Genomic DNA, 21,981 nt, shown 5'->3' on the forward strand with positions numbered 1-21,981 from the left:
CTATGTTGCTCACCCTGTTTCTGTTTTTCCTGTCCGCGGCAGTGATTTACTTCGCCTGCGAATTCTTCGTCAACGGCGTTGAATGGGTCGGACACCGCTTCCACCTGGGCGCCACCGCCACCGGCACGATTCTGGCGGCCTTTGGCACGGCGTTGCCGGAAAGCGCGGTGACTTTCATGGCGGTCGTCTTCGGCGACACCCCTGAACAGAAAGACATCGGCGTCGGCGCGGCCATGGGCGGCCCGCTGGTATTGGCCACCCTGGCCTACGCGGTGGTGGGTATTGCCCTGTGGCGCGCACGCCGCGGCGGCCAGCCGGAAAAAGCCAACTGTATTAACGCGGACCAACGCCGGTTGGCCCGCGACCAGGCCTGGTTCATGGGCATCTTCCTCTTCAAGGTGGGCCTGGGCCTGCTGGCCTTTGCGTGGAAGCCCTGGTTGGGCATCCTGTTCCTGGCCACTTACGGCATGTACGTCTGGCGCGAACTCAGCCATGACGAGGCGCGCGCCGACTGCGAAGACCTGGAGCCGCTCAAGCTGCGGCCCAGCGACACCGACCCGTCCATGTTCTGGGCCGCCACGCAGACCATCCTGGCGCTGGTCGTGATTGCCGGCGCGTCGCACGTCTTCGTGAACCAGATTGAGCTGTTGGGCATCGCCATGGGCGCGTCGCCACACGTGGCCGCCTTGCTGCTGGCGCCGGTCGCCACGGAGCTGCCCGAAATCATGAATGCGCTGATCTGGGTGCGCCAGGGCAAGGAACGCCTGGCGCTGGGCAATATCTCGGGCGCGATGATGATCCAGGCGACCATTCCCAGCTCATTGGGGATCTTCATGACGCCCTGGTTGCTGGATGCGCCGCTGCTGGCGGCCGGCCTGTTCACCATGTTGTCGATCGGTCTGCTGTGGCTGCGTTTCCGCCGCTCGGTGATGACGGTGCCCGCGTTGTCGGCGGTGGGCGGTTTCTATGCCTTGTTCGCGACCTATTTGGTGTGGCACTTCTACGCCTGACGCGGGAACGGAAAGACGGAAAAGCGGCGCAAGGCTGACACGCTTTGCGCCGCTTTATCTTTTTTGCACCGTTGTGACGTTAAACCGCAAAAACCTTGTCCATCAGTGGAAACCCGCGTAAAATCCGTCCGTTATCCATCTCAGGAGCAGTCTTCGTGAATACCGATTCCGGCGAAAGTAGTCGATCTTGCATCGACATCGCTGTCTGACAGGAAACACGCAGAGCTCCATCTGCCGCATCCTGTCATACAGGTTGCGGCGTATCCCAAGCCCTGGGCTTCTACCCGGGCAATAGCGCAGGCCTTCGGCTTGCCGGGAAATTCCCCAACATAAACCGCCAGAACCGCCGCTAGTCGCAGCGTCAGCGTTCGTGCACGTCTTTTGTGCACGTTGCCATGCGCCGCGTCCGGCTGCTCGCGTACTCGCGATACCGCTCCCCATCTTGCAATGGAGGTCGTTATGCGTTTCTTCGACTTGTTCCTACGCCGCGCTGGCGTAGACCGTGCCACCGCCCTGAGCCGCCGTCGCGGCACGTCGCGTTTGACGGTCATTTGTCCGCGCGACGAATTGGGCGCCTTGCGCAAGCAGATCTGCCTGGACTTCAGCGCCGCCGGCCTGGATGTCTCGCAAGTGCAGGTCGACCAAGGCCGCGACCCGAACCTGGCGTCAGCTTGCATCACCGTCAATTGCCCGCCCGAATTGCGCGCTGAATTGATGTCGCAAGCGCGCCGCCTCAGCGCCAACCCCGCCGTTCGCCACGTGCATTTCGGCGCGCAAGCCGCCGCGATGGCCGCTTGAGAACCGCTGCTTCTTACCGGAGAGATCATGCCCAGTGCCTTAGACCCTGACCCTCGATTGCGCCCTGTGTGTGGCGCCGGCATGACTGTCTGACCTGTCTTCTCTTCTGAGCCGACCGGCCGGACAGCATCCCGGTTCTGGCGGACTCCGCAGCAATGAATCCCCGGCCTAGGCCCCGTCTTTGACGACGGACGCGCCCCAGGCGCCGGTCTCGATTCCTAGCTAGCTCCCTTTCCGTTTTCCGCACTCCGGCGCGACTTCACCGCGATCCGGACACCGGCAACGTTGCCCCGGTGCCTGTGCACGCCCATCAGGGGCGGCTTGACGGCTTTCAGCGTGAAAGTCGCGGCCCGCCGCTGTCCGCGTGCCTGGCCCAGGGTGGGCGCGCCCGTGTCTCCGACAAGAAATCAAACAAGAACCGGAGCACTCCGATGTTTACCTTTCTGAAGTCTTTCTTTTCGTCCGCCGCGAGCCGGCGGCGCGCAAGCCGGCATTTCCGGCGCACTCCCATTCTTGAACAGGGCAGCCAAAACGGCGCCGTGTCGACGCCGTCCGAGGCCTCGCGGCAGGCCAACCGCCATATGCTGGAACGGTCAAGCATGGGGCTGGATGCCTTGTTCTCGCTTTTGGCCAGCGGCCGGGGCGGCCTGTCGGAAGCTCAGGCGCAAGCGGCGCGCGAACGCCACGGCGCCAACGAGGTCGACCATGAAAAGCCGCTGTCCTGGGTATCCCACCTGTGGCTGTCCTATCGCAACCCTTTCAATCTGCTGCTGACCGCATTGGCCGGTCTGTCGTGGCTGACCGATGTGCGCATGGCCGAGCCGGACGACAAATCGTGGACGGCGGTGGCAATCATCGGGTCGATGGTGCTGATCTCCACCGTGCTGCGTTTTGCTCAGGAATTGCGTTCAAACCGCGCGGCCGAAGCGCTGAAAGCCATGGTGCAGAACACCGCCACCGTGCTGCGCGTGAACGCCGAGGCGCCGGCGGCCGGCAACGCCAGGCGATTGTTCGGCGCCCCCTTGCACGACTCCGGCTCGCACCAGATGGAAGTGCCGCTGGCCGAGCTGGTGCCGGGCGATGTGGTGCTGCTGTCCGCGGGTGACATGATTCCCGCCGACTGCCGGATCCTGAACGCCAAAGACCTGTTCGTTGCCCAAGCGGCGTTGACGGGCGAATCGCTACCGGTTGAAAAGCATGCCGTCCAGCGCGTAGAGACCCAGAACGCGCTTGAACTGGAAAACATGGCGTTCATGGGCACCAACGTGGTCAGCGGTTCGGGCAGCGCCTTGGTCATCGCCACGGGCGCCAATACCTATTTCGGCCAGTTGGCCGGCCGGGTGACGCAAGCCAGCCGCGCGCCGACCCAGTTTCAGCAGGGCATCAACCGCGTCAGCTGGGTGCTGATCCGCTTCATGCTGGTGATGGCGCCCATCGTCTTGCTCATCAACGGTTTCACCAAGGGAGATTGGCTGGAGGCGCTGCTGTTCGCGCTGGCCATTGCCGTGGGCTTGACGCCTGAAATGCTGCCGATGATTGTCACAGCCACGTTGGCCAAGGGCGCCTTGCGCATGTCGCGCCGTAAAGTCGTGGTCAAGCGGCTGGACGCCATCCAGAACCTGGGCGCAATGAACGTGCTGTGCACGGACAAGACCGGCACGCTGACGCAAGACCGCATCGTGCTGGAACGGCATACCGACGTTTACGGAGCCAGCAGCGACGACGTATTGGCCTATGCCTATCTGAATAGCTACTACCAAACCGGCCTGAAGAATCTGCTGGACGTGGCGGTGCTGCAGCACGCGGAGCTCAAGCGCAGCCTGAACCTGGCGGCCAGGTACCGCAAAGTGGATGAAATTCCTTTCGATTTCTCTCGGCGCCGGATGTCGGTCGTGGTCAATGAAACCGAGAACGGCCGTGATCATCACGAACTGATCTGCAAGGGCGCGCTGGAAGAAATGCTGCTGGCCTGCACGCGGCTGCGCGTGGGCGACGCGGTGCTCCCGTTGACGGATGCGCGGCGCGCGGATATCCGGCGGGTGACGGCTGAGCTTAATCGCGACGGCCTGCGGGTGATCGCGGTGGGCGTCAAGGAGATGCCGCCTACGCAGTTGACCTATGGCGTGGCCGACGAATCCGACCTGGTGCTGGTGGGCTACATGGCCTTTCTGGATCCGCCAAAAGAATCGACCGGTCCGGCCCTGGCTGCGCTGAAGGCATCTGGCATCGAAGTCAAGGTGCTGACGGGAGACGTGGAACTGGTTACGCAGAAGGTCTGCCGCGAAGTGGGTTTCGACGTGCGCCGCGTCTATCTGGGCGCGGACATCGAGGCCATGGACGATGCGCAACTGGCCGTGGCCGTGCGTGAAGCCAATGTGTTCGCCCGGCTGACGCCCGCGCACAAAGAGCGCATTGTGCGCAGCCTGCGCGCGCAGGGCGACACGGTGGGCTTCATGGGCGACGGCATCAACGACGCGCCGGCCCTGCGCGCCGCCGACGTGGGCATTTCGGTGGATACGGCGGTGGATATCTCGAAGGAAGCCGCCGACATCATCTTGCTGGAAAAGAGCCTGATGGTGCTGGAGGACGGCGTGCTCGAAGGCCGCAAGACCTTCTGCAACATGCTCAAGTACCTGAAGATGACGGCCAGCTCGAACTTCGGCAATGTGTTCTCGGTCTTGGTGGCCAGCGCCTTCCTGCCGTTCCTGCCGATGTTGCCCATCCATCTGTTGCTGCAAAACCTGATGTACGACATTTCGCAAACTGCAATTCCGTTCGACAACGTCGACGAGGAACTGCTGAAGAAGCCACAGCAATGGGACGCGGACGGCCTGGGGCGCTTCATGGTGTTCTTTGGCCCGATCAGCTCGCTGTTCGACATCGCCATGTTCGCCATCATGTGGTTTGTGTTCCAGGCCAACGCGCCCGAGCATCAAACCTTGTTCCAGTCGGGCTGGTTCGTGGAAGGCCTGCTGTCGCAAACGCTGATCGTGCACATGATTCGCACACGCCGGATTCCCTTCCTGCAAAGCCGCGCGGCCTGGCCGCTGCTGGGCATGACGGCGATGGTGGTGGTGCTGGGCCTTGCGCTACCGTTCTCGCCTTTGGCTGAGTACTTCCAGTTGCAGGCCTTGCCGTGGGCGTACTTCCCTTGGCTGGTGGGGGTGTTGCTGAGCTATTGCGTGCTGACGCAGTTGCTCAAGGGTATCTGGGTACGCCGCTACGGCTGGCAATAAGACCACGATAGGGTCACATCTGACAGGGCGGGCGCGGGTGTCCGCCCTGATAGGAGAAGAGCATGAAAAAAGCATTTTGCACCGCGCTCATGGCGGGCCTGAGCATGCCGCCGGCGCTGGTCGCCGCGGCGGCGGTCGAAGACATCGGCCTGCACTTGTACGGCGTGGTTGACGCCAGCGTGGCGGTAACCCGGGTGTCCGGCCAAGGCAGCCGCGCTGCCGTGTTGAACGGGGGGCTGACGGATTCGCTGTGGGGCCTGTCTGGCACCGACGATCTGGGCGATGGCTGGCATACCCGCTTTCGCCTGGAAAGCGGTTTCGATCCGTCCAGCGGCAAGGCGGAAGACGAGGGCCGACTGTTCAACTACGCGGCCTGGGTGGGCGCGGGCAGCGACCGCTACGGTGAGATCCGCTTCGGGCGCCAAAACACCGTCGGCCAGATGTACGGGTCCGCGCTGGAGATCGCCTCGTGGAAGGACATGGGCATGGGCGCCACGTTCAAGGCCTCGGACAACTTCCAGTTCAGCAATATGGTGAACGTTACGTCGGCGGACTGGAACGGGTTTCAAATCGGCGTCGGCTATTCCTTTGATGCCGACGACCAGAATCATTTTCGGACCCAGCAGAACCCGCGCGCCGCCAGCGCCGGCTTGAAGTTCGAAAGCGGCCCGCTGCTGGCCGTGGCCACCTGGGACCAATTGCAGTTGGCGGATTCCCCAGCAGGCAGTGGCAAGCGGCCGCGCGCCGTGCAATTGGGCGCGGCAGTCGACTTTGACGTGCTCAAGGTCTCGTTGGCCTGGACACGCCAGAAAAACGGCTATGTGGGCCTGAACGGGGGTGACCCCGACACGCCGGGCCAGGGGCTGGGTCCGGCCCCGTTTGTGCAGGGCGGGGCCATCAATGCCTGGCTGTTGGGCGCCAGCGTGCCCGTCGGCCCCGGTGCCGTGCTGGTGCAGTGGTCGATGGCGCGGCCTGACTGGCAATGGGACAACGGCATGACGGCGCGCAAGGCGCAGGTGGCAACCCTGGGCTATACCTATGCCCTGTCCGCGCGCACGACGTTCTACGGTTTTGCCGGCTATGCGTCCAACTACACGCTGGACAATCAGTTTGACCCCGCCCATTCCCACACCACGCGCGTCGGAGCGGGCGTTTCGCACCACTTCTGATCCTGCCGACCCACCGGACCACGGGCCGGCGCGGTCTACTACAATCAGCGCACGGGTTGGCGCAAGTCGCCGCCTTTGTCTTCCCCGGTGTCTTTCGGATGGCCCGCATGGATAGTCTTGAATGGCTCATACCCTGGGAGTTCTCTCCCACGCTGGTCGCTTCCTTCGTGGCGGCGATCGTGCTGTTCGTGCGCGGCCAGCGTGTGCACCATGTGACCGGGGCGCGGCGCTTCCTGTTCTGGGCCGGGCTGGTGCTGTTGTATTTGTCGCTGCACACCCGGGTGGATTACTACGCCGAGCGGATGTTCTTCATCCATCGCATACAGCATTTGGTGCTGCACCACCTGGGTCCGCTGCTGGTGATGGCGGCCTTTCCGGGGCAAGTCATGCGCGCCGGCCTGCCGATGGCCTGGCGCATCCGTCTGCGTGATTTCCTGCGCACGCGCAGTGGTCGGGTCACGGTGGCGGTGCTGACCAACAAAATCTTCGTTCCGGCGCTGTTCGTCTTCCTGGTGCTGATCTGGCTGATTCCGTCGGTGCAGTTCTATTCCATGCTGGACTGGCGGCTGTATCGCCTGATGAACTGGTCAGTCGTGATCAGTGGCTTCATGTACTGGAACCTGATCCTGGACCGCCGGCCCGCGCCGCCCGCGGCCATGACGCCGGGCGGACGTGTCATCTCCCCCGTGCTGACCATGCTGCCGCAAATGGTGGCGGGCGCGGTCATCGCCTTTACCGAAAGCGATATCTATCCCTTGTTTGAACTGTGCGGGCGAGCCATTGCGATGTCGGCCCAAACCGACCAGACCATAGGCGGCTTGACGATGTGGATTCCCGCCGCGCTGGTCGAGGTGATTGGCTTGATGGTGGCGCTGGGCACGTTGATGCGCCTGTCCGCCAAGGGGCGGCTGCGCAAGGTGGACCGCGATGCGCGGGCCCGGGCCAAGGCGCGGGCGGCGCTATCGGGCTAGCGCGGGTTCGGACTCGGGTTCAGGCTTGGGCTTATTCCGGCACCAGGCCGTGGTATTTCTTGCCCAGCGCCACAGTGGCCTGGAACATGCCCGCCTTGTTGCCGCAGTCATAGCGCACACCTTCGAAACGGTGCGCGTAGACAGCGCGTTCGCGCATCATCGAGGCAATGCCGTCGGTCAACTGAATTTCATTGCCCGCGCCCATTTTGGTTGAGCGCAGATGGTCGAAGATGGCGGCTTCCAGCACGTAGCGGCCCACGACGGCAAGTGTCGACGGAGCGACATCGGGTTCGGGCTTTTCAACAATATGCGTGACGCGCTCGGTGCGGGGATCCAGATGGGTTTCGCCGGCACGAGTTGCCACGATGCCGTACTTGCGCGTATCGGCGCGGGGCACGTCCTGCACCCCCAGCACACTGGCGTTCTGCGCAACGGCAACATCCACCAACTGCTTCATGGCGGGCGTGTCGGCGTCGATCAGGTCATCGGCCAGCAACACGGCAAAGGGCTCGTCGCCCACGGCGGGAGCGGCCGACAGCACGGCGTGGCCCAAGCCCAGCGGGGCGGACTGGCGAATATAGAGACAATTCACATGCGCGGGTAGAATGCCCCGCACCATGGCCAAGAGCTCGTGTTTGGCCTTGCTTTCCAGGTCGGACTCAAGCTCGGGGGCGGAGTCGAAGTGGTCTTCGATGGCGCGCTTGTTGCGGCCGGTCACAAAAATCAGGTCAGTGATGCCGGCGGCCACGGCCTCTTCGACGGCATATTGAATCAATGGCTTATCGACCACGGGCAGCATTTCCTTGGGCATCGCCTTGGTGGCGGGCAGGAAGCGTGTGCCCATGCCGGCAACGGGAAAAACGGCTTTACGGACGGGACGCATTGAGACCTCGTTGGGAGTATCGATGAAACATTTTAAGCTCATCGCTATCATAGGCTTATGAACCGCAGGAAAATGCCATCCATTTGCGCTATTGCGAAACGAAGCGCGATTCTCGGCCTGAGCGCCGCCTTGATCGCCCCGTCCATTCCCGTCGCCGCCTGGGCGCAACCCGTCGGCCTGCCATCCATGGGCGCGGCGTCTGCCGCCGAGCTGTCCCCGATGCTGGAACGCAGCTTGGGCGAAGCCATCATGTCGCAGGGCAGGCGCGACCCCACCTACGTCGATGACCCCGAACTCAGCCAATACCTGACGACCATGGGCCGCAAGCTGGCCGCGTTTGCGCCCGGCGCCGTGCCCGAGGTGGAAATGTTCGGCGTGCGCGACCCCGAGATCAACGCCTTCGCCATGCCCGGCGGATTCATCGGTGTGAATACCGGCTTGATTGTGTCGTCGGCCAGCGAATCCGAATTGGCCGCTGTGCTGGCGCACGAAATCGGCCACGTCGTGCAGCGCCACATTGCGCGCGGCATGACGCAGCAGAGCCAGAACAGCATGGTGATGCTGGCAAGCCTGGCGGGCGCGCTGCTGGCGGCGTTGGCGGGCGGCGGCGGCGACCTGGCGATGGGCGTGGCGGCGTTTGGTCAGGCGGCGGCAATCAACCGGCAACTGGGTTTTTCGCGCGATGCCGAACGCGAGGCGGATCGCGCCGGCTTCCAGATGCTGACCAAGGCGGGCTACGACGCCGAAGGCATGTCGCAGATGTTCTCGCGCCTGATGAACGCATCGCGCCTGAACGAGGGCGCGGGCGGGGGCTCATGGGCCAGTACCCACCCGTTGTCCATCGAACGTATGTCCGACGTGCAGAACCGCGTGCGCTCGCTGCCGCCCTCGCGCCATATCGATAGTGACGACTTCTGGTACGTGCGCGCCAAGATGCGGGTGGTGCAGGGGCGCGATGCCGTCAGCCTGCGGTCGGCCGGGCAGCAATTGCAGGACGAGGCGCGCGCGCTGTCCGGCGTGCGCCAATCGGCGGCGTATTACGGGCTGGCCTTGCAGGCGTTCCAGCGCAACAACCTGGCCGAAGCGGAGCGGCTTTGGAACCTGGCTACGGCCGGGGGGCGCAATTCCGCTCAACTCGCCAAGCTCAGTGTGGACATCGCGCTGGCCCGAAAGGACTATCCGCGCGCGCTGGAGCTGGCCCAATCGGCCACCAAGCGCTGGCCCGACCAGCGTGCGTTGGGCATGGCCTATGCTCAGGCGCTGCAAAGCAATGGCCGCCATGCCGACGCGCAAGACTATCTGCGCGCGAAGATCAAGCAATGGGGAAGCGACGAACCCGGGCTTTATCAGATGCTGGCGCAAAGCGAAGAGCGCAATGGCAAGCCCGTGCAGGCGCGCCGCGATCTGGCGCGCTTTTATGTGATGACCGGCGCGTTTGCCGCCGCGGAATCGCAGTTGCAGCAGGCGCGCGGGCTGTCCACCGATTTCTACGAGCAATCGCAGATTGATGTGCAGATCAAGGAAGTGAAAGACAAGCTGGCCGAAGAGCGGCAACTGCTGGAACGCTTCAGGTCGGGTTGACGCGCACGCCATGCGCCCGGGGCGAAACGCCGGGCGCGTTTTGCCCGCCCTTGCCTACAAGCCCGTTTCGAAAAAGCGCCCCAGGCGTTGCGGCAGCCAGTTCAGGTGCGCGGGAAAAGCGCCGGTGGGAAACCCGGCATGCCCGCCGTCGCTGGGCTGGTGCAGCAAGATGACCGGCGAGCAGTCTTCCAGCTTGGGCAGCGAGGCGGCGGGGATGAACGGATCGTTGCGCGCATTGAGTACCAGCGTGGGCACCGAAATCTTGGACAGCCAGGGTTTGCTGGACGCGCGGGTCCAGTAATCCAGTGCGTTGCGGAACCCGTGCATGGGCGCGGTGTAGGTGTCATCGAATTCGCGCAGGTCATGCGCGTGCGCGATGCGCATCACGTCAATCGCGCCGGGGAAACGATGCGCCTTTTCCAGCACCTTGTGCTTAAGCGTTTTCAGGAAATGGGCCGAGTACACGCGCCGGTTGAATATGCCGGTGGATAGCGTCTTGCCGCAGGCAACCAGGTCCAACGGCACCGACACGCCAGCGGCCGCAGTCAGCCACGTCGTATCTTCCTGGTGTTCGCCCAGGTACTTCAGCAGCGCATTGCCGCCCAGCGATACCCCCACCGCATGCCAGCGCGCATGGGGAAGACGGTCGCGCACCGTATTCAGCAGAAAGCCGACTTCGGCGGAATCGCCGGAATAATACGCCCGGGCCAACCGGTTGGGCACCCCGGAACAGCCGCGGAAATGCGCGATCACCACGATCCAGCCGCGCGCGCGGAAATAGTGGGCGATGGACTGGGCATACCGGCTGTTGCTGCCGCCTTCCAACCCGTGCAGCAGTATCAGCGCGGGCGTGTCGGGCGTCTGGGGCAGCGACTGCCAGTCGGGCGCCGTCATCCAGCGCGCCGCGGCGGTTTTGCCATTGGCGACAGGTCCCTGTCCGCTGACGGGCGCGCCATCGGCGGCTTTGTGCGGAAACAGCCCGGGGCCGGTCCAGTCAAAGTCCACGAAATCAGTGTCGGGCGTGTCCACCCGATCCCGCACGAAAGCGATCCGATGGTATTGCGCGAACAGGGATGCGTAGACCGTCTGGCTGTCGCCTCCGGGCAACCAGGAGGGAACGGGGCAGGGGGACGAATCAAGACGAGCAGCGGCCAACTAAAGATCCACCCGATTCAATGCAGCATGTCGGGTACGTCGTGCAAGTCGAGCACCCCGGCTTCCGTGGGCGCCGAAGACGAATGGTGCATGACCATGCGCCAACCGGTTGGGCCCTTGTGGTAGATGTTTGTCGCGTAGCAGTTTGCGAACTGCATGCCTTCCCGTGTGCGTACGGCCACCTGCTCAACCAGCACATGCACCGCGCACATCATGCTAAGCATGACGAGTGGGCGCAACGGGCGTACGTGCAGCGGGCCGTTGGACAGCACCTGTTGCCAGGATTCCTGCACCGCCGAGTGTCCGACGATGCGCAGGCCGCCAGGGTGGATGCAGATGACTTCTTCGTCGTCGGCCCACACTTGCATCAGACGGACGCTGTCTCCCTGTTCGAGGGCTTCGTAGAATGCGTGTTCAGCTTCTTCGGGGGTGGCAAACATGGCTGCTGTGACGGTGGCGTTGTGCGGCGGGGCGGCGTGCTTAGTGGTGGCCGTGCAGCACGGTGCCTTCTTTCAGGCGATATTGCGCGCCACAGTAGGCGCAGCTGGCCGAGCCGGTGCGGGCAACGTCCAGGAAGACGCGGGGGTGCATGCTCCACAACGGCGCTTTCGGGCCGGGGCAGAAAACGGGCAGGTCTTCTGCGCCGACTTCAATGACTTCGTGAGCGTTGGGGACGGCGGCCGGAGCAGCAGCGGTCATGGATGTTCCTAAAAAAAAACCGATAAACGGCAGGTTGGGGCAATATGCGGCCGGCCTGCGGCCGCTCGCGCGAATGAAGGATCAGAATCGCATCTTACTTAGCCAGTGATGGTACTTCGGGACGCGGCCATTCACCATTGTCGATTTCGGCATGTGCCAGCCCGCTACCAGCCAAGAAATTCCAGGCGCGTATTGTATCAAGCAGCGGGGTTACAATATCGGCCTATTCGCGCACCGCCGTGGTGCCATTCGGCCCACGCAACCCGTAAGAGTTCCCATGTCGTCCTGTCCGAATCGCCAGGGGTCAGCCGTTGTCCTCTGAATCTGCGTTTCCTGAGTCTGAAGATCCCGGCGCGGTTCGCCAGCAACGTCTGAGCGCGTTTCGTGCTGGCGTCCATGCCATCGTGCCCGCGCTGATCGCCACGGCGACCTGGGGTCTGGTGACCGGGGTGGCCATGGTCAAGTCCGGCCTGACCGAATCCATGGCCCTGGCCATGACCTTGTTGCTGTATGCCGGCTCGGCCCAACTGACTTCACTTCCGCTGATTGCCACCGGTGCGCCGCTGTGGCTGATTTTTGCGGCGGGCTTCGTCGTGAACCTGCGCTTCATCATCTTCGGCGCGGCCTTGCAACCGTATTTCCGCCACCTGTCCTGGCCCAAGCGCCTGGGGCTGGGCTATTTCACCACCGACATGGGCTTCGTGCTGTTCATGCCGCGCTTTGGAGATTCGGCCGAACGCGGCACCCGCGAACAACTGTGGTTCTTCCTGGGCACGATCGTGCCGGGCTGGCTGGTCTGGCAGTCGTCTTCGATCGTGGGTATCTATCTGGGCGCCATGGTGCCCACCGGCTGGTCGCTGGACTTCGCCGCGGTGCTGGCGTTGCTGGCAATCACCGTGCCTCTTGCCAGCTCCAAGCCGATGCTGGTGTCCATGCTGGCTGCCGGCGTGGTGGCCTGGACGGGCCAGGTGCTGCCGTTGCGGCTGGGCCTGGCGGCGGCCGTCGTGGCCGGCGTGGTGGCGGGCATGTGGGCCGAACGATTCTTCAAGGCGCGTCCATGACTCTCTGGCCCTCCGAGATCTACGTCTATTCGGCCATCCTTTTGCTGGCGTTGTGCAGCGTACTGACCCGCGCCGGCTTCATGCTGTTCGGCGACTACATTCCTTTGCCCGATGGCGTGCGTCGGGCATTGCGCTATGCGCCCGCTGCCGCGCTGACCGCCATCGTCGTGCCTGACCTGCTGCCTTGGAAGGCGGGTCTGGGGCCGGTATTCGACTACAAATTGGTGGCCGGCCTGGTCGCCATCATGGTTTTCTTGCGTACCCGCAGCGCCGTGCTGGTGATCGTGGCGGGCATGCTGGTGTTGTGGGGGTTGCGCTGGCTGGCCGGCTGATGTCCGGTCCTCAATCATGATTAGTCCATCTGGTGGACACTCCAAATCGCCTGGGAGCGGGCGCGCCCGTTGCTTGGCGCGGCTTGGGCCGCCGCCCGAAACCACGGTTTGACGTTGTGGTAAGGCGCCTGCGCTAAAATCCCTCGTATCCACAGCAATCCGGGCCTGGTACTGCCCTCATAAGTATCGAATCCAGAATGCGCCCGCTGGCCTGCAAGGCAGGGTGCCGATTGCCCGCGAAGCCCTATCCGCTTCGCGGCGATTTGCGTGCCGTCGCAACGCGACCACGTGTATTCAGATTGCCCCGATGCGTATGTAGTGCAGTGCATGTAGCACTCTCGTTTTGTTCTTTTTCACTGGTCCCGGTATCTGCCAAACCCTGATGACTGAATCCACTCAATCCGTAGCACCCACCGCCGACGCGCCCGCGCCGACGTTTGCCGATTTTGGACTGCACCCGCTGTTGTTGCAGTCCATCGCCGAAACCGGCTACACCATTCCGACGCCCATTCAGGCGCAAGCCATCCCTGTGGTGGTGGAAGGGCGCGACGTCATGGGCGCCGCCCAGACCGGCACCGGCAAAACGGCCGCGTTCACCGTACCCATCCTGCATCGCCTGATGCCCCTGGCCAACACCAGCGCGTCGCCCGCGCGGCACCCGGTGCGGGCGCTGATCCTCACGCCCACGCGTGAATTGGCCGACCAGGTATTCGAAAGCGTCAAGCGCTACAGCAAGCAAACACCGCTGCGTTCGGCCGTGGTGTTTGGTGGGGTGGATATTGGTCCGCAGAAAGAAGCGCTGCGCCGTGGCTGCGAAATCCTGGTGGCTACGCCCGGCCGCTTGCTCGATCACGTTGAACAAAAGAACGTGAACCTGAGTCAGGTCGGCATCCTGGTGCTGGACGAAGCGGACCGCATGCTGGACATGGGGTTCTTGCCGGATCTGGAACGCATCATCCGCCTGTTGCCCGCACAGCGTCAGGGCCTGCTGTTCTCGGCCACCTTCAGCAACGAAATCCGCAAGCTGGGCCGTTCGTATCTGAACCAGCCGGTTGAAATTGAAGTCGCGGCGCGCAACGCCACGGCCACGACCATCACGCAGATCGCCTACAAGATGCCCAGTGACGCCAAGCGCGCCGCGGTCGTGCATCTGGTGAAGTCGCGCGGGCTGAAACAGGTCATCGTTTTCTCGAACACCAAGATCGGCACGGCGCGCCTTGCCCGCGAACTTGAACGCGATGGCGTCAAGGCCGAATCGATCCACGGCGACAAAACCCAGGCGGACCGCATGAAGGCGCTGGAAGCCTTCAAAGCGGGCGATCTGGAAGTGCTGGTCGCCACCGACGTTGCCGCGCGTGGCCTGGACGTGGCTGGGGTGCCGTGCGTCATCAACTACGACTTGCCGTACAACGCCGAAGACTACGTGCACCGCATCGGCCGTACCGGCCGCGCGGGCGCCTCGGGCGAAGCCATTGCGCTGTTCACGCCCGATGAAGAACGGTTTTTGCTCGACATCGAAAAGCTGATCAAGCGCGAAGTGCCGCGCGGCACGCTCGACCTGCCGGCAGATGCCGTGGCGCGCAGCCACCGACGCAGCGAAGAACGCTCGGGTTCGTCCTCGCGCGAAGGCCGCGAAGGCGGTCGTGAAAGCCGTGGCGACCGCGGTAGCCGTTCGTCGGATCGCCGTTCGGGCTACACCTCCAGCGGCCCCCGTCAGCCGGTGGACGATTTCTTCCTGAAGCCTTACGAGCCTTCGCCCTCGGCCACGCCCGCCGAAGAGCAGGCGCCCAAGAACGACAGTGGTTCGACGGCGCCCAAGCGCCAAGTGGCGGTACTGCTGGGCGGTTCGCGCAAGAACTGATCGCCAGCCACGACGCATGAAAAAACCCGCAACGCCCAGCCATGGGCCTTGCGGGTTTTTCTATGTCGCGCGGGAATCAGGCCGCCAGCAGCTTGGGCAAGTCGGGTAGTTCGGTGCTGACCGCCGGGCTGTCTGCGTTCACGCTTTCAAGCAGCCGTTCCAGATGCCCGATATGCGGCAGCATGGGGCCGTAGAACACGACGCGCGATCCAATCCGCACGAGGAGCGTGGGGAAGTTCTCGACGTCTACGTCACCCAGCAGTTCGGCGTGGTCTTCGATGTCGATCCAGGCAAAGACATGCTGTGGCAGTGCGTCGGCCAGGGCTTCGAGCTTGGGCTTGTATTGCTCGCAGGTATCGCACCATGCCGCACAAAAACAGGCGACCAGCCAGGATTCAGGAGTGGTGCCAAGCCGAGCGCGCAGGGTGGTCAGGTCGGTGCCGGGTACGAGTAGAGACATGTGAGCAGATCGAGGCGTGTTTGACTATCATACCCGGGATGTCCACCCCCTTTTGCCAGCTTCCATGACTGCTTTGCGCACTGATACCGCCCCTCCCGGCAATGACCGATACTCTGGCGCGGGCAGCGGCGCCGTCAGCGTTGGCCAGGCGTTCAAGCGCGCCCTGGTGTCCCAATGCCACCCGACGATGCTGTTCGCGGTGCTGCTTCCTTTCCTGATTGCGCTGGTTGGCGCGTTCCTGCTGCTGTACCTATTCTGGACGCCGTTGACGGACTGGTTGCGTGCCGAGGTATCGCACTGGGACATGGTCAATCGAGCCGACGAATGGATGATCGCCATGGGCTTGTTTTCGCTCAAGATCTATCTCATTCCCGTCATTGCCGCAGCCATCTTGTTGCCCGTGTCCGGCATTCTGGGCCTGGCGATCGCGGCGGTGTTCGTGATGCCGCTGGTGTTGCGCCATGTGGGGCAGCGCGAATACGCCACCGTGACACGACGAGGCAAGTTTTCAACGGCGGTCAGCGTGTGGAATGCCGTCTGGGTGTCGGCCGCGTTTGCCGTCGGTTGGGTGCTGACGCTGCCCTTGTGGTTGGTGCCCCCCATGGCGGTCATCCTGTCGATCTTCTGGTGGGCCTTTGCGTTCTCGCGCATGATGCGCGTGGACGCCATTGTTGAACACGCCAGCCCCGAAGAACGCAAGCTGATCCTGGATCGCAACAATCGTGGCTTCTGGACCATCGGCCTGATCTGTTCGCTGCTGAACCTCTTGCCGCCTGCCTGGATTATCCTGCCGGTGTTTTCGGCGCTGGTCTACGCTCACTACGGGCTGGACGCGCTCAAGCGCCTGCGCCAGGACAACGTCATCGACGTCTGACCGTATTTTTCTCTTACCTCTGGAATTGGACATGGCCGCAGAATCCGCCGCCCGTCGCATAGGCCTCATCATCGTCGGGGATGAAATCCTCTCGGGCCGCCGTCAGGACAAGCATTTTTCCAAAGTCGTCGAGCTGCTCAGCGCGCGCGGCATGCAACTGGGCTGGGCCGAGTTCCTGCCCGACGACCGCGACACACTGGTGGCCGCCTATCGGCGCAGCTTCGCCACGGGCGACGTGGTGTTTTCGTGCGGCGGCATTGGCGGCACGCCCGACGACCATACGCGTCAAGCGGCCGCCGCCGCGCTGGGCCTGCCGCTGGCCTTGCACCCCGAAGCCGAGCAAGCCATTGCTTTGCGTACCGCTGAAATGGCCGCCAAAGGGCAGGGCACGGCTGACATGAGCGCGCCCGAGAACCAGCAGCGCCTGCAGATGGGCATGTTTCCGGAAGGCTGTGAAATCGTACCGAACCCGTACAACCGCATTCCCGGTTTTTTCATTCAGGATCACACCTTCGTGCCCGGCTTTCCCGTGATGGCCTGGCCGATGCTGGAATGGACGCTGGACACCCGCTATCGTGCGCTGCAGCATGTGCGAGCCCATGTCGAGCATTCGTTCCTGGTGTTCAGCATGCCTGAATCACGCATCACACCGGCCATGGTCAGCGTGGAAAGCCGATGGCCGGACGTGCGCGCATTCAGCTTGCCCAGCGTGGGCGAAGCCGGCGGAACGCCTCATATTGAGCTGGGCGTGAAGGGCGAACCCGTCGGTGCCGCCGAGGCGCTTGAGTTCCTGCGCGCCGAGGTACTGCGGCTGGGTGGAAAGCTGGCGCCGCCAGCCGCCGCATAGGAAACCTTGCAAAAAGCCATTGCAAAATGGCGTCGTAAATTTCACAATACGGGAAAGGACTGTTTGCTGCGTTGCCGCAAGACCGGACTTTTTTCGGTGTTGCGGCGCTAGCCCTATCTAACCCTATGCCCCGTCTTTCGCCCCCCCGCACCCCCCTGGACGCCGAAACCGAAGGCGCATCCAGCCATCCCATCGCCATCCAGGTCATCGAGCGCGCCATGCGTCTGCTGGATGCCCTGGCCGCGCAGCAGGATCCCGTCACGCTGAAGGAATTGTCGGCCACCACCGGGCTGCACGCGTCAACCGCGCACCGCATTCTTAACGATCTGGTTGTGGGCCGCTATGTTGAGCGCGTCGACAACGGCCTATACCAGTTGGGCATGCGCTTGCTGGAATTGGGGTCGTTGGTGAAGGGCCGCCTGAACGTCCGCGAGGCTGCCATTTCGGCCATGCGTTCGCTGCACAAGCTGACCGGGCAAACCATCAACCTGTCGGTGCAGCAGGGGGATGAAATCGTCTATATCGACCGTGCCTGGAGCGAGCGTTCCGGCATGCAGGTGGTGCGGGCCATCGGCGGCCGCGCGCCTTTGCACCTGACCTCGACCGGCAAGTTGTTCCTGTCCACCGGCGATACGCGCCAGGTTCGCGCCTATGCGCTGCGCACGGGGCTGGCCGGCCACACGCGCAACAGCCTGACCGACCTGGACCGCCTGGAACGCGAATTGGCGCTGGTGCGGCGCCATGGCTATGCGCGCGACAACGAAGAGCTGGAGCTTGGCGTGCGTTGCATCGCCGCGGGGATCTTTGACGACACTGGCAAGCTGGTGGCCGGGCTGTCCATCTCGGCGCCGGCCGAACGCCTGCAGGACGATTGGATCAAAGCGCTGGTCGACACCGCCGCCAGTATTTCCGAAGCGTTGGGATACGAACCATCGGTGTCCACCGGCTTCAATGGCTTGGGAATGGCCGCGGAAGCCCTGCGCCCTTAAGCTCGGGCAGGCCCGGGTCTGGCCCCGGCCCGCGCCATGAGAAAAGCCCCTTGCGGGGCTTTTCTCGTCAACGGCGTTACTGGGGCTGAAGGCCTGCCTTCTTGAACAGCTCGGCCCACTGCGGGACTTGCTGCTTGACCTTGGCCTCAAGCGCCTGCGGGTTGGCTTCCTCGGTCAGCACCGCGGCGCCAAGCACCTTCATGCGTTCCTGGAACTTGGGGTCGGCCAGGCCTGCCTGCAGGCTCTTGACCAGCTTGTCCACCACGGGCTTGGGCGTGCCCTTCGGCACCCACATACCGTGCCAGATGCCCACTTCGAAACCCTTGTAGCCGGATTCATCCATGGTCGGCAGCTTGGGCAGCGTGGGCACACGCTTCAGGCTGGTCACGGCGTAGGCCTTGACCTTGCCGCTTTCGATCTGCTGCGTGGTGTTGGTGGTCTGGTCGCACATCATGTCCACCTGCTTGCCCAGCAGGTCGTTCATGGCCGGGGCGGTGCCCTTGTACGGAATCGTCAGCAGCTGGACGCCCAGCGCTTCAACCAGCATGGTGCCGCACAGGTGGCTGGCGGCCCCAATGCCAGCGTTGGCGAGTGACACCTTGTCCTTGTTCTGTTTGACGTATTCGGCCAGTTCCTTGATGTTGTTGGGCGGGAAGTCCGACCGCGCGATGATGGTCATGGGTACATCAACCACCAGGCCGATGGGTTCGAAGCCCTTGAACGGGTCGTAGCCGGGGTTCTTGTACAGCGACGGAGCGGTCGTGAAGCCCGCGTGCATCAGCAGGACGGAATAGCCGTCCGGCTGGGCGCGCGCCACTTGCGTCGTGCCGATCGTGCCGCCAGCGCCGCCCTTGTTTTCAACCACGACCGTCTGCCCCAGGCTTGGACGCATGGCTTCCGCCAGCGAGCGGGCAACGTTGTCGGTGGGACCACCTGCGGCGAACGGCACCACCATATTGATGGGGCGGTCCGGAAATTCCGCTTGGGCGGCGCCGGCCGCGAACATGGCGCTGGCCGCGAGCAGGGCCGAAAGCGTGCGGGGAATTAGGGTCATGAAGTCTCCAATTGCAGGGTTTTGCTTGCTGCGATTTAGTTATAGACCACTGATTTATGGTGTGTTTTTTCTGTCATCAGCGTGCAAGCAGTTTAGAAAAGAATTGATACGCCGTCATGTCCGGTATTTCCCGAATCATGGGAAAAACTTGTCGTGGATCAAAGACATGCAATCCCTTGCACCGTTAAAGTGCAAACACTTGTTGCGTTGCACAAAAACCGCTTGACAACAATTTCTGCCAGTCTAGAATGTGAATTGTGCAGTGCATCAAACGGGCCGGCGGTAGCTTGTAGTACCAGTTTCCGCGCACGTTTCTATCTTTCGTCGCAGACAACCAATCCTTCTTGCCGGAAAGCGTCCGGCTACCACTAAAGGAGCATTCTATGAGCGCAATTCCGCAACAAGTCCTGGACCGCCAAAAGGCCAGCATCAACACTTTCGTGGCTGCCCAGTCCGCCGTTTTCGCCGGCTTTGAAAAGCTGGTCGAGCTGAACATGAAGGTCGTGCGCGCCACGCTGGACGAAGTCGCCCAGAAGTCGCAGCAAGCCTCTGAAGTCAAGGACCCGCAGGAAGCCGCGGCGTTTGCCTCGGGCCTGCTGCAGCCGGGCGCTGAAAAGGCCATGGCCTACACTAAGCACGTGTATGACATCGTTGCCGGTGTGCAAGGCAGCCTGGTCAAACTGACCGAAGAGCAAATCGCTGAAAACCAGCAGCAACTGAGCGAAGCCGTCGACCAATTGTCGAAGAACGCTCCGGCTGGTTCGGAAAGCGCCGTCGCCTTGATCAAGTCCTCGCTGGCCACCGCGACCAGCGCCTACGATTCCGTGAGCAAGGCCGCCAAGCAGGCTGCTGAAGTTGCCGAGTCGAACCTGAATGCCGCCGCCAACGCGACCTTCAAGGCTGCAACGGATGCCGCCGACGCCGCCACCAAGGTTGCCAGCCGTAGCCGTCGCACCGCCTGATTCTTGGCGCGCGATGCTGCGCAAATCGCAGTAATGTAGTACTGTTGAGTGACAGAGCAGAGCTGGAATTAGGGCCACCCACAGGGTGGCCCCTTTTTTTGCCTGACGCTTTTTGTCCTGCTGCGCAAGGCCGGGGCCGCGCACCGCCCCTTGATGGCTAGCGTTTTGCCGTGGCTCGCACGCATTCGGTGACCAGAGCAGGGCCGCGATAGATCAGGCCGGTGTACAACTGCACTGCATCCGCGCCCGCGGCCATTTTTTCGCGTGCCTGCTGGCCCGACAGCACACCGCCCACGCCGATGATCGCCAGGCTGTCGCCCAGTTTTTCCTTCAGGCGGCGTATTACTTTCAACGACAACTCATGCACCGGCGCACCCGACAAGCCGCCGGCTTCTTCGGCATGCGCCTGGCCCGTGACCGCGTCGCGAGACAGCGTGGTGTTGGTGGCGATGACGCCATCAATGCCGTGCCGCGGCAAGGTATCGGCAATGGCGTCGATCTGTTCTTGCGTGAGGTCCGGGGCGATCTTCACCGCCATGGGCACGCGGCGCTGGTACTGGTCTTCCAAGGCGCGGCGCTTGTCGGCCAACTGCGCCAGCAGCGCCGACAGCTCGTCGCCGCTTTGCAGCGCCCGCAGGTTTTTGGTGTTGGGCGAAGAAATATTCACGGTGACGTAGTCGGCATGCGGGTACACCCCTTCCAGGCCGATCAGGTAATCGTCTGCCGCCCGCTCGATGGGCGTGTCGGCATTCTTCCCGATATTCAGGCCCAGGATGCCACCCTGCTTGCGCCACTGGCTGCGTTGCACGTTGGCCAGAAAGGCGGGCAGGCCCTGGTTGTTGAAACCCAGCCGGTTGATCAGCGCATTGGCGCGCGGCAGCCGGAACATGCGCGGCTTGGGGTTGCCGGGCTGCGCGCGCGGCGTCACCGTGCCCACCTCGATAAAACCAAAGCCCAGGTTGCCCAGCGCGTCGATATAGGCGCCGTTCTTGTCCAGCCCCGCCGCCAGCCCGATCGGGTTTTCCAACTGCATGCCCATCAGCGTGCATGGCGCCTTGGGCTGCGCATGCATCAGCTTGCGCGTGGCGCCGCATTCGTAAGCGCGTTGCAGGCCCGACAGCGTAACTTCGTGGGCGGTTTCCGCGTCCATGGCGAACAACGCCGGGCGGGCCAGGGGATAGGCGTGAAAGAGGATAGACATGGGGCGGAATTGTAGAGCGAATTTCACCGCGCTTGCGGCAAACCCGGGCCACTCCGCACGCAGGTCAAAGGGACGGATCGGGCTGGTCCCGCCATTGCCCATCCACCAGGAACTGCGCGGGATGGAAGCTCGACTTATAGGACATCTTGCGGCTCTCGGCGATCCAATAGCCCAGATAGAGCCAGGGCAGGCTCAGCGTGCGGCACTGTTCGATCTGCCACAGGATGCTGTAGGTGCCCAGGCTGCCCTCGACGTCGGGATCGTAGAACGTGTAGACCGAAGACAGCCCGTCATCCAGCACGTCGATGATCGACACCATCATCAGCACACCCTCGGGGTCACGGAATTCCACCAGGCGTGTGTTGACCCGGCTGGTCAGCAGGAATTGCGCGTACTGCGTGCGGCTGTCTTCGTCCATGCCGCCGCCGGGATGGCGACCCTGCTGATAGCGCGTATACAGTCGGTAATGCTCGGGCGACCAGGCCAATTCCGCCACGAATGACTGCAGGGATTGATGGTCGCGCCAGGCGCGCCGTTGGCTGCGGTTGGGCGCGAAGCCCGCCGTGTCCACCCGCACGGGTACGCAGGCGCGGCAGTTGTCGCAATGGGGACGATAGGTGAACAGCCCGCTGCGGCGAAACCCCTGCTCAACCAATTGCGAATAGGTGCCGGCGTTGATCAGATGGCCCGGCGCGGCAACCTGCGACCGCGCCTGGCGCCCCGGCAGGTAGCTGCACGGGTAAGGAGCGGTTGCGTAGAACTGCAGCGTGGAGAAGGGGAGTTCTTTGAGCTGGCTCATGGAGTCGTGCGCATCGCGCGGTACGTCCGCGATGAGATG

The 21,981-nt window shown here is 63.3% G+C and carries 21 protein-coding genes; 13 read left to right on the forward strand and 8 right to left on the reverse strand.

Features of this window, described 5'->3' with window-relative positions:
* Window positions 1-2: 2 nt before the first annotated feature.
* From WBR68_RS00820 to WBR68_RS00840, 5 genes are all read left to right on the forward strand, one after another.
* A complete protein-coding gene (locus WBR68_RS00820; RefSeq protein ID WP_050447312.1) occupies window positions 3-1,010 on the forward strand; it encodes a sodium:calcium antiporter in 1,008 nt (335 codons plus the stop codon).
* A 459-nt stretch (window positions 1,011-1,469) separates the two neighbouring features.
* The gene (locus tag WBR68_RS00825) at window positions 1,470-1,808 is read left to right on the forward strand and encodes a hypothetical protein (protein ID WP_050447311.1); all 339 of its coding nucleotides are present in this window, start codon (window positions 1,470-1,472) and stop codon (window positions 1,806-1,808) included.
* A gap of 431 nt (window positions 1,809-2,239) precedes the next feature.
* Window positions 2,240-5,044: a magnesium-translocating P-type ATPase gene (gene mgtA / locus WBR68_RS00830; protein WP_230693362.1), complete on the forward strand. Its 2,805-nt coding sequence runs from the start codon at window positions 2,240-2,242 to the stop codon at window positions 5,042-5,044.
* A 62-nt stretch (window positions 5,045-5,106) separates the two neighbouring features.
* The gene (locus WBR68_RS00835; RefSeq protein WP_230693363.1) at window positions 5,107-6,213 is read left to right on the forward strand and encodes a porin; all 1,107 of its coding nucleotides are present in this window, start codon (window positions 5,107-5,109) and stop codon (window positions 6,211-6,213) included.
* A 98-nt stretch (window positions 6,214-6,311) separates the two neighbouring features.
* Window positions 6,312-7,184 carry a cytochrome c oxidase assembly protein gene (locus WBR68_RS00840; protein ID WP_157055417.1) on the forward strand — a complete coding sequence of 291 codons (873 nt, stop codon included), beginning with the start codon at window positions 6,312-6,314 and terminating at the stop codon, window positions 7,182-7,184.
* A 31-nt stretch (window positions 7,185-7,215) separates the two neighbouring features.
* Here WBR68_RS00840 and galU read toward each other — a convergent pair whose 3' ends face one another.
* Window positions 7,216-8,067 carry a UTP--glucose-1-phosphate uridylyltransferase GalU gene (gene galU / locus WBR68_RS00845; protein ID WP_050447308.1) on the reverse strand — a complete coding sequence of 284 codons (852 nt, stop codon included), beginning with the start codon at window positions 8,065-8,067 and terminating at the stop codon, window positions 7,216-7,218.
* Between the two features lie 57 nt (window positions 8,068-8,124).
* Between galU and WBR68_RS00850 the strand changes: the two genes are divergently transcribed.
* Complete coding sequence (locus WBR68_RS00850; RefSeq protein ID WP_050447307.1) at window positions 8,125-9,648, forward strand: M48 family metalloprotease; 1,524 nt, start codon at window positions 8,125-8,127, stop codon at window positions 9,646-9,648.
* Window positions 9,649-9,702: 54 nt separating this feature from the next.
* Here the strand turns inward: WBR68_RS00850 and WBR68_RS00855 are convergent, their stop codons facing one another.
* The 3 genes from WBR68_RS00855 to WBR68_RS00865 are packed head-to-tail and all read right to left on the reverse strand — an operon-like array spanning window position 9,703 to window position 11,502.
* Window positions 9,703-10,803, reverse strand: coding sequence for a YheT family hydrolase (locus WBR68_RS00855; RefSeq protein ID WP_127183632.1), 1,101 nt, complete (start codon window positions 10,801-10,803; stop codon window positions 9,703-9,705).
* 17 nt (window positions 10,804-10,820) lie between these two features.
* Window positions 10,821-11,243 (reverse strand): YybH family protein, encoded by a 423-nt coding sequence (locus WBR68_RS00860; RefSeq protein WP_050447305.1) that lies wholly within the window; start codon window positions 11,241-11,243, stop codon window positions 10,821-10,823.
* A gap of 40 nt (window positions 11,244-11,283) precedes the next feature.
* Entirely contained in the window at window positions 11,284-11,502 is a 219-nt protein-coding gene (locus WBR68_RS00865; protein ID WP_050447304.1) for a zinc-finger domain-containing protein, read from the reverse strand.
* 311 nt (window positions 11,503-11,813) lie between these two features.
* On the opposite strand from WBR68_RS00865, the gene WBR68_RS00870 reads away from it, so the two are divergent.
* The 3 genes from WBR68_RS00870 (at window position 11,814) to WBR68_RS00880 (ending at window position 14,756) form a co-directional block, all read left to right on the forward strand.
* On the forward strand, window positions 11,814-12,563 hold the full coding sequence (locus WBR68_RS00870) for an AzlC family ABC transporter permease (RefSeq protein ID WP_050447303.1): 750 nt from the start codon (window positions 11,814-11,816) through the stop codon (window positions 12,561-12,563).
* Window positions 12,560-12,895, forward strand: coding sequence for an AzlD domain-containing protein (locus WBR68_RS00875; protein ID WP_050447302.1), 336 nt, complete (start codon window positions 12,560-12,562; stop codon window positions 12,893-12,895). Before WBR68_RS00870 ends, WBR68_RS00875 begins: the two co-directional genes overlap by 4 nt.
* A gap of 382 nt (window positions 12,896-13,277) precedes the next feature.
* Window positions 13,278-14,756, forward strand: coding sequence for a DEAD/DEAH box helicase (locus WBR68_RS00880; RefSeq protein ID WP_127183633.1), 1,479 nt, complete (start codon window positions 13,278-13,280; stop codon window positions 14,754-14,756).
* A gap of 76 nt (window positions 14,757-14,832) precedes the next feature.
* Here the strand turns inward: WBR68_RS00880 and WBR68_RS00885 are convergent, their stop codons facing one another.
* On the reverse strand, window positions 14,833-15,216 hold the full coding sequence (locus WBR68_RS00885; protein WP_230693364.1) for a thioredoxin family protein: 384 nt from the start codon (window positions 15,214-15,216) through the stop codon (window positions 14,833-14,835).
* A 64-nt stretch (window positions 15,217-15,280) separates the two neighbouring features.
* Here WBR68_RS00885 and WBR68_RS00890 point away from each other — a divergent pair, with 64 nt between their 5' ends.
* From WBR68_RS00890 to WBR68_RS00900, 3 genes are all read left to right on the forward strand, one after another.
* Complete coding sequence (locus WBR68_RS00890; protein WP_230693365.1) at window positions 15,281-16,090, forward strand: EI24 domain-containing protein; 810 nt, start codon at window positions 15,281-15,283, stop codon at window positions 16,088-16,090.
* Window positions 16,091-16,121: 31 nt separating this feature from the next.
* Window positions 16,122-16,937, forward strand: coding sequence for a competence/damage-inducible protein A (locus WBR68_RS00895; protein ID WP_050447299.1), 816 nt, complete (start codon window positions 16,122-16,124; stop codon window positions 16,935-16,937).
* Window positions 16,938-17,062: 125 nt separating this feature from the next.
* The gene (locus tag WBR68_RS00900; RefSeq protein ID WP_050447298.1) at window positions 17,063-17,926 is read left to right on the forward strand and encodes an IclR family transcriptional regulator; all 864 of its coding nucleotides are present in this window, start codon (window positions 17,063-17,065) and stop codon (window positions 17,924-17,926) included.
* Window positions 17,927-18,002: 76 nt separating this feature from the next.
* Here WBR68_RS00900 and WBR68_RS00905 read toward each other — a convergent pair whose 3' ends face one another.
* A complete protein-coding gene (locus WBR68_RS00905; protein WP_050447297.1) occupies window positions 18,003-18,980 on the reverse strand; it encodes a tripartite tricarboxylate transporter substrate binding protein BugD in 978 nt (325 codons plus the stop codon).
* A gap of 383 nt (window positions 18,981-19,363) precedes the next feature.
* On the opposite strand from WBR68_RS00905, the gene WBR68_RS00910 reads away from it, so the two are divergent.
* A complete protein-coding gene (locus WBR68_RS00910; RefSeq protein WP_050447296.1) occupies window positions 19,364-19,942 on the forward strand; it encodes a phasin family protein in 579 nt (192 codons plus the stop codon).
* 157 nt (window positions 19,943-20,099) lie between these two features.
* Here the strand turns inward: WBR68_RS00910 and WBR68_RS00915 are convergent, their stop codons facing one another.
* Both WBR68_RS00915 and WBR68_RS00920 read right to left on the reverse strand, forming a co-directional pair.
* Window positions 20,100-21,143, reverse strand: a complete 1,044-nt coding sequence (locus WBR68_RS00915; RefSeq protein ID WP_050447325.1) for a quinone-dependent dihydroorotate dehydrogenase — start codon at window positions 21,141-21,143, stop codon at window positions 20,100-20,102.
* A 64-nt stretch (window positions 21,144-21,207) separates the two neighbouring features.
* Window positions 21,208-21,942, reverse strand: a complete 735-nt coding sequence (locus tag WBR68_RS00920) for an arginyltransferase (RefSeq protein ID WP_050447295.1) — start codon at window positions 21,940-21,942, stop codon at window positions 21,208-21,210.
* Window positions 21,943-21,981: the final 39 nt, after the last annotated feature.

The sequence above is a fragment of the Achromobacter sp. JD-1 genome, assembly GCF_038594925.1.
GTDB lineage: Bacteria > Pseudomonadota > Gammaproteobacteria > Burkholderiales > Burkholderiaceae_B > Achromobacter > Achromobacter spanius_C.

Excerpts from the sequence above, each read along its gene's own strand:
- WBR68_RS00920 (WP_050447295.1), bottom strand. The coding sequence starts at position 21,942 with ATGAGCCAGCTCAAAGAACTCCCCTTCTCCACGCTGCAGTTCTACGCA.
- WBR68_RS00820 (WP_050447312.1), top strand. The coding sequence starts at position 3 with ATGTTGCTCACCCTGTTTCTGTTTTTCCTGTCCGCGGCAGTGATTTAC.
- mgtA (WP_230693362.1), top strand. The coding sequence starts at position 2,240 with ATGTTTACCTTTCTGAAGTCTTTCTTTTCGTCCGCCGCGAGCCGGCGG.
- galU (WP_050447308.1), bottom strand. The coding sequence starts at position 8,067 with ATGCGTCCCGTCCGTAAAGCCGTTTTTCCCGTTGCCGGCATGGGCACA.
- WBR68_RS00890 (WP_230693365.1), top strand. The coding sequence starts at position 15,281 with ATGACTGCTTTGCGCACTGATACCGCCCCTCCCGGCAATGACCGATAC.
- WBR68_RS00840 (WP_157055417.1), top strand. The coding sequence starts at position 6,312 with ATGGCCCGCATGGATAGTCTTGAATGGCTCATACCCTGGGAGTTCTCT.
- WBR68_RS00915 (WP_050447325.1), bottom strand. The coding sequence starts at position 21,143 with ATGTCTATCCTCTTTCACGCCTATCCCCTGGCCCGCCCGGCGTTGTTC.
- WBR68_RS00860 (WP_050447305.1), bottom strand. The coding sequence starts at position 11,243 with ATGTTTGCCACCCCCGAAGAAGCTGAACACGCATTCTACGAAGCCCTC.
- WBR68_RS00900 (WP_050447298.1), top strand. The coding sequence starts at position 17,063 with ATGCCCCGTCTTTCGCCCCCCCGCACCCCCCTGGACGCCGAAACCGAA.
- WBR68_RS00835 (WP_230693363.1), top strand. The coding sequence starts at position 5,107 with ATGAAAAAAGCATTTTGCACCGCGCTCATGGCGGGCCTGAGCATGCCG.
- WBR68_RS00910 (WP_050447296.1), top strand. The coding sequence starts at position 19,364 with ATGAGCGCAATTCCGCAACAAGTCCTGGACCGCCAAAAGGCCAGCATC.
- WBR68_RS00850 (WP_050447307.1), top strand. The coding sequence starts at position 8,125 with ATGAACCGCAGGAAAATGCCATCCATTTGCGCTATTGCGAAACGAAGC.
- WBR68_RS00875 (WP_050447302.1), top strand. The coding sequence starts at position 12,560 with ATGACTCTCTGGCCCTCCGAGATCTACGTCTATTCGGCCATCCTTTTG.
- WBR68_RS00895 (WP_050447299.1), top strand. The coding sequence starts at position 16,122 with ATGGCCGCAGAATCCGCCGCCCGTCGCATAGGCCTCATCATCGTCGGG.
- WBR68_RS00905 (WP_050447297.1), bottom strand. The coding sequence starts at position 18,980 with ATGACCCTAATTCCCCGCACGCTTTCGGCCCTGCTCGCGGCCAGCGCC.
- WBR68_RS00880 (WP_127183633.1), top strand. The coding sequence starts at position 13,278 with ATGACTGAATCCACTCAATCCGTAGCACCCACCGCCGACGCGCCCGCG.
- WBR68_RS00865 (WP_050447304.1), bottom strand. The coding sequence starts at position 11,502 with ATGACCGCTGCTGCTCCGGCCGCCGTCCCCAACGCTCACGAAGTCATT.
- WBR68_RS00825 (WP_050447311.1), top strand. The coding sequence starts at position 1,470 with ATGCGTTTCTTCGACTTGTTCCTACGCCGCGCTGGCGTAGACCGTGCC.
- WBR68_RS00885 (WP_230693364.1), bottom strand. The coding sequence starts at position 15,216 with ATGTCTCTACTCGTACCCGGCACCGACCTGACCACCCTGCGCGCTCGG.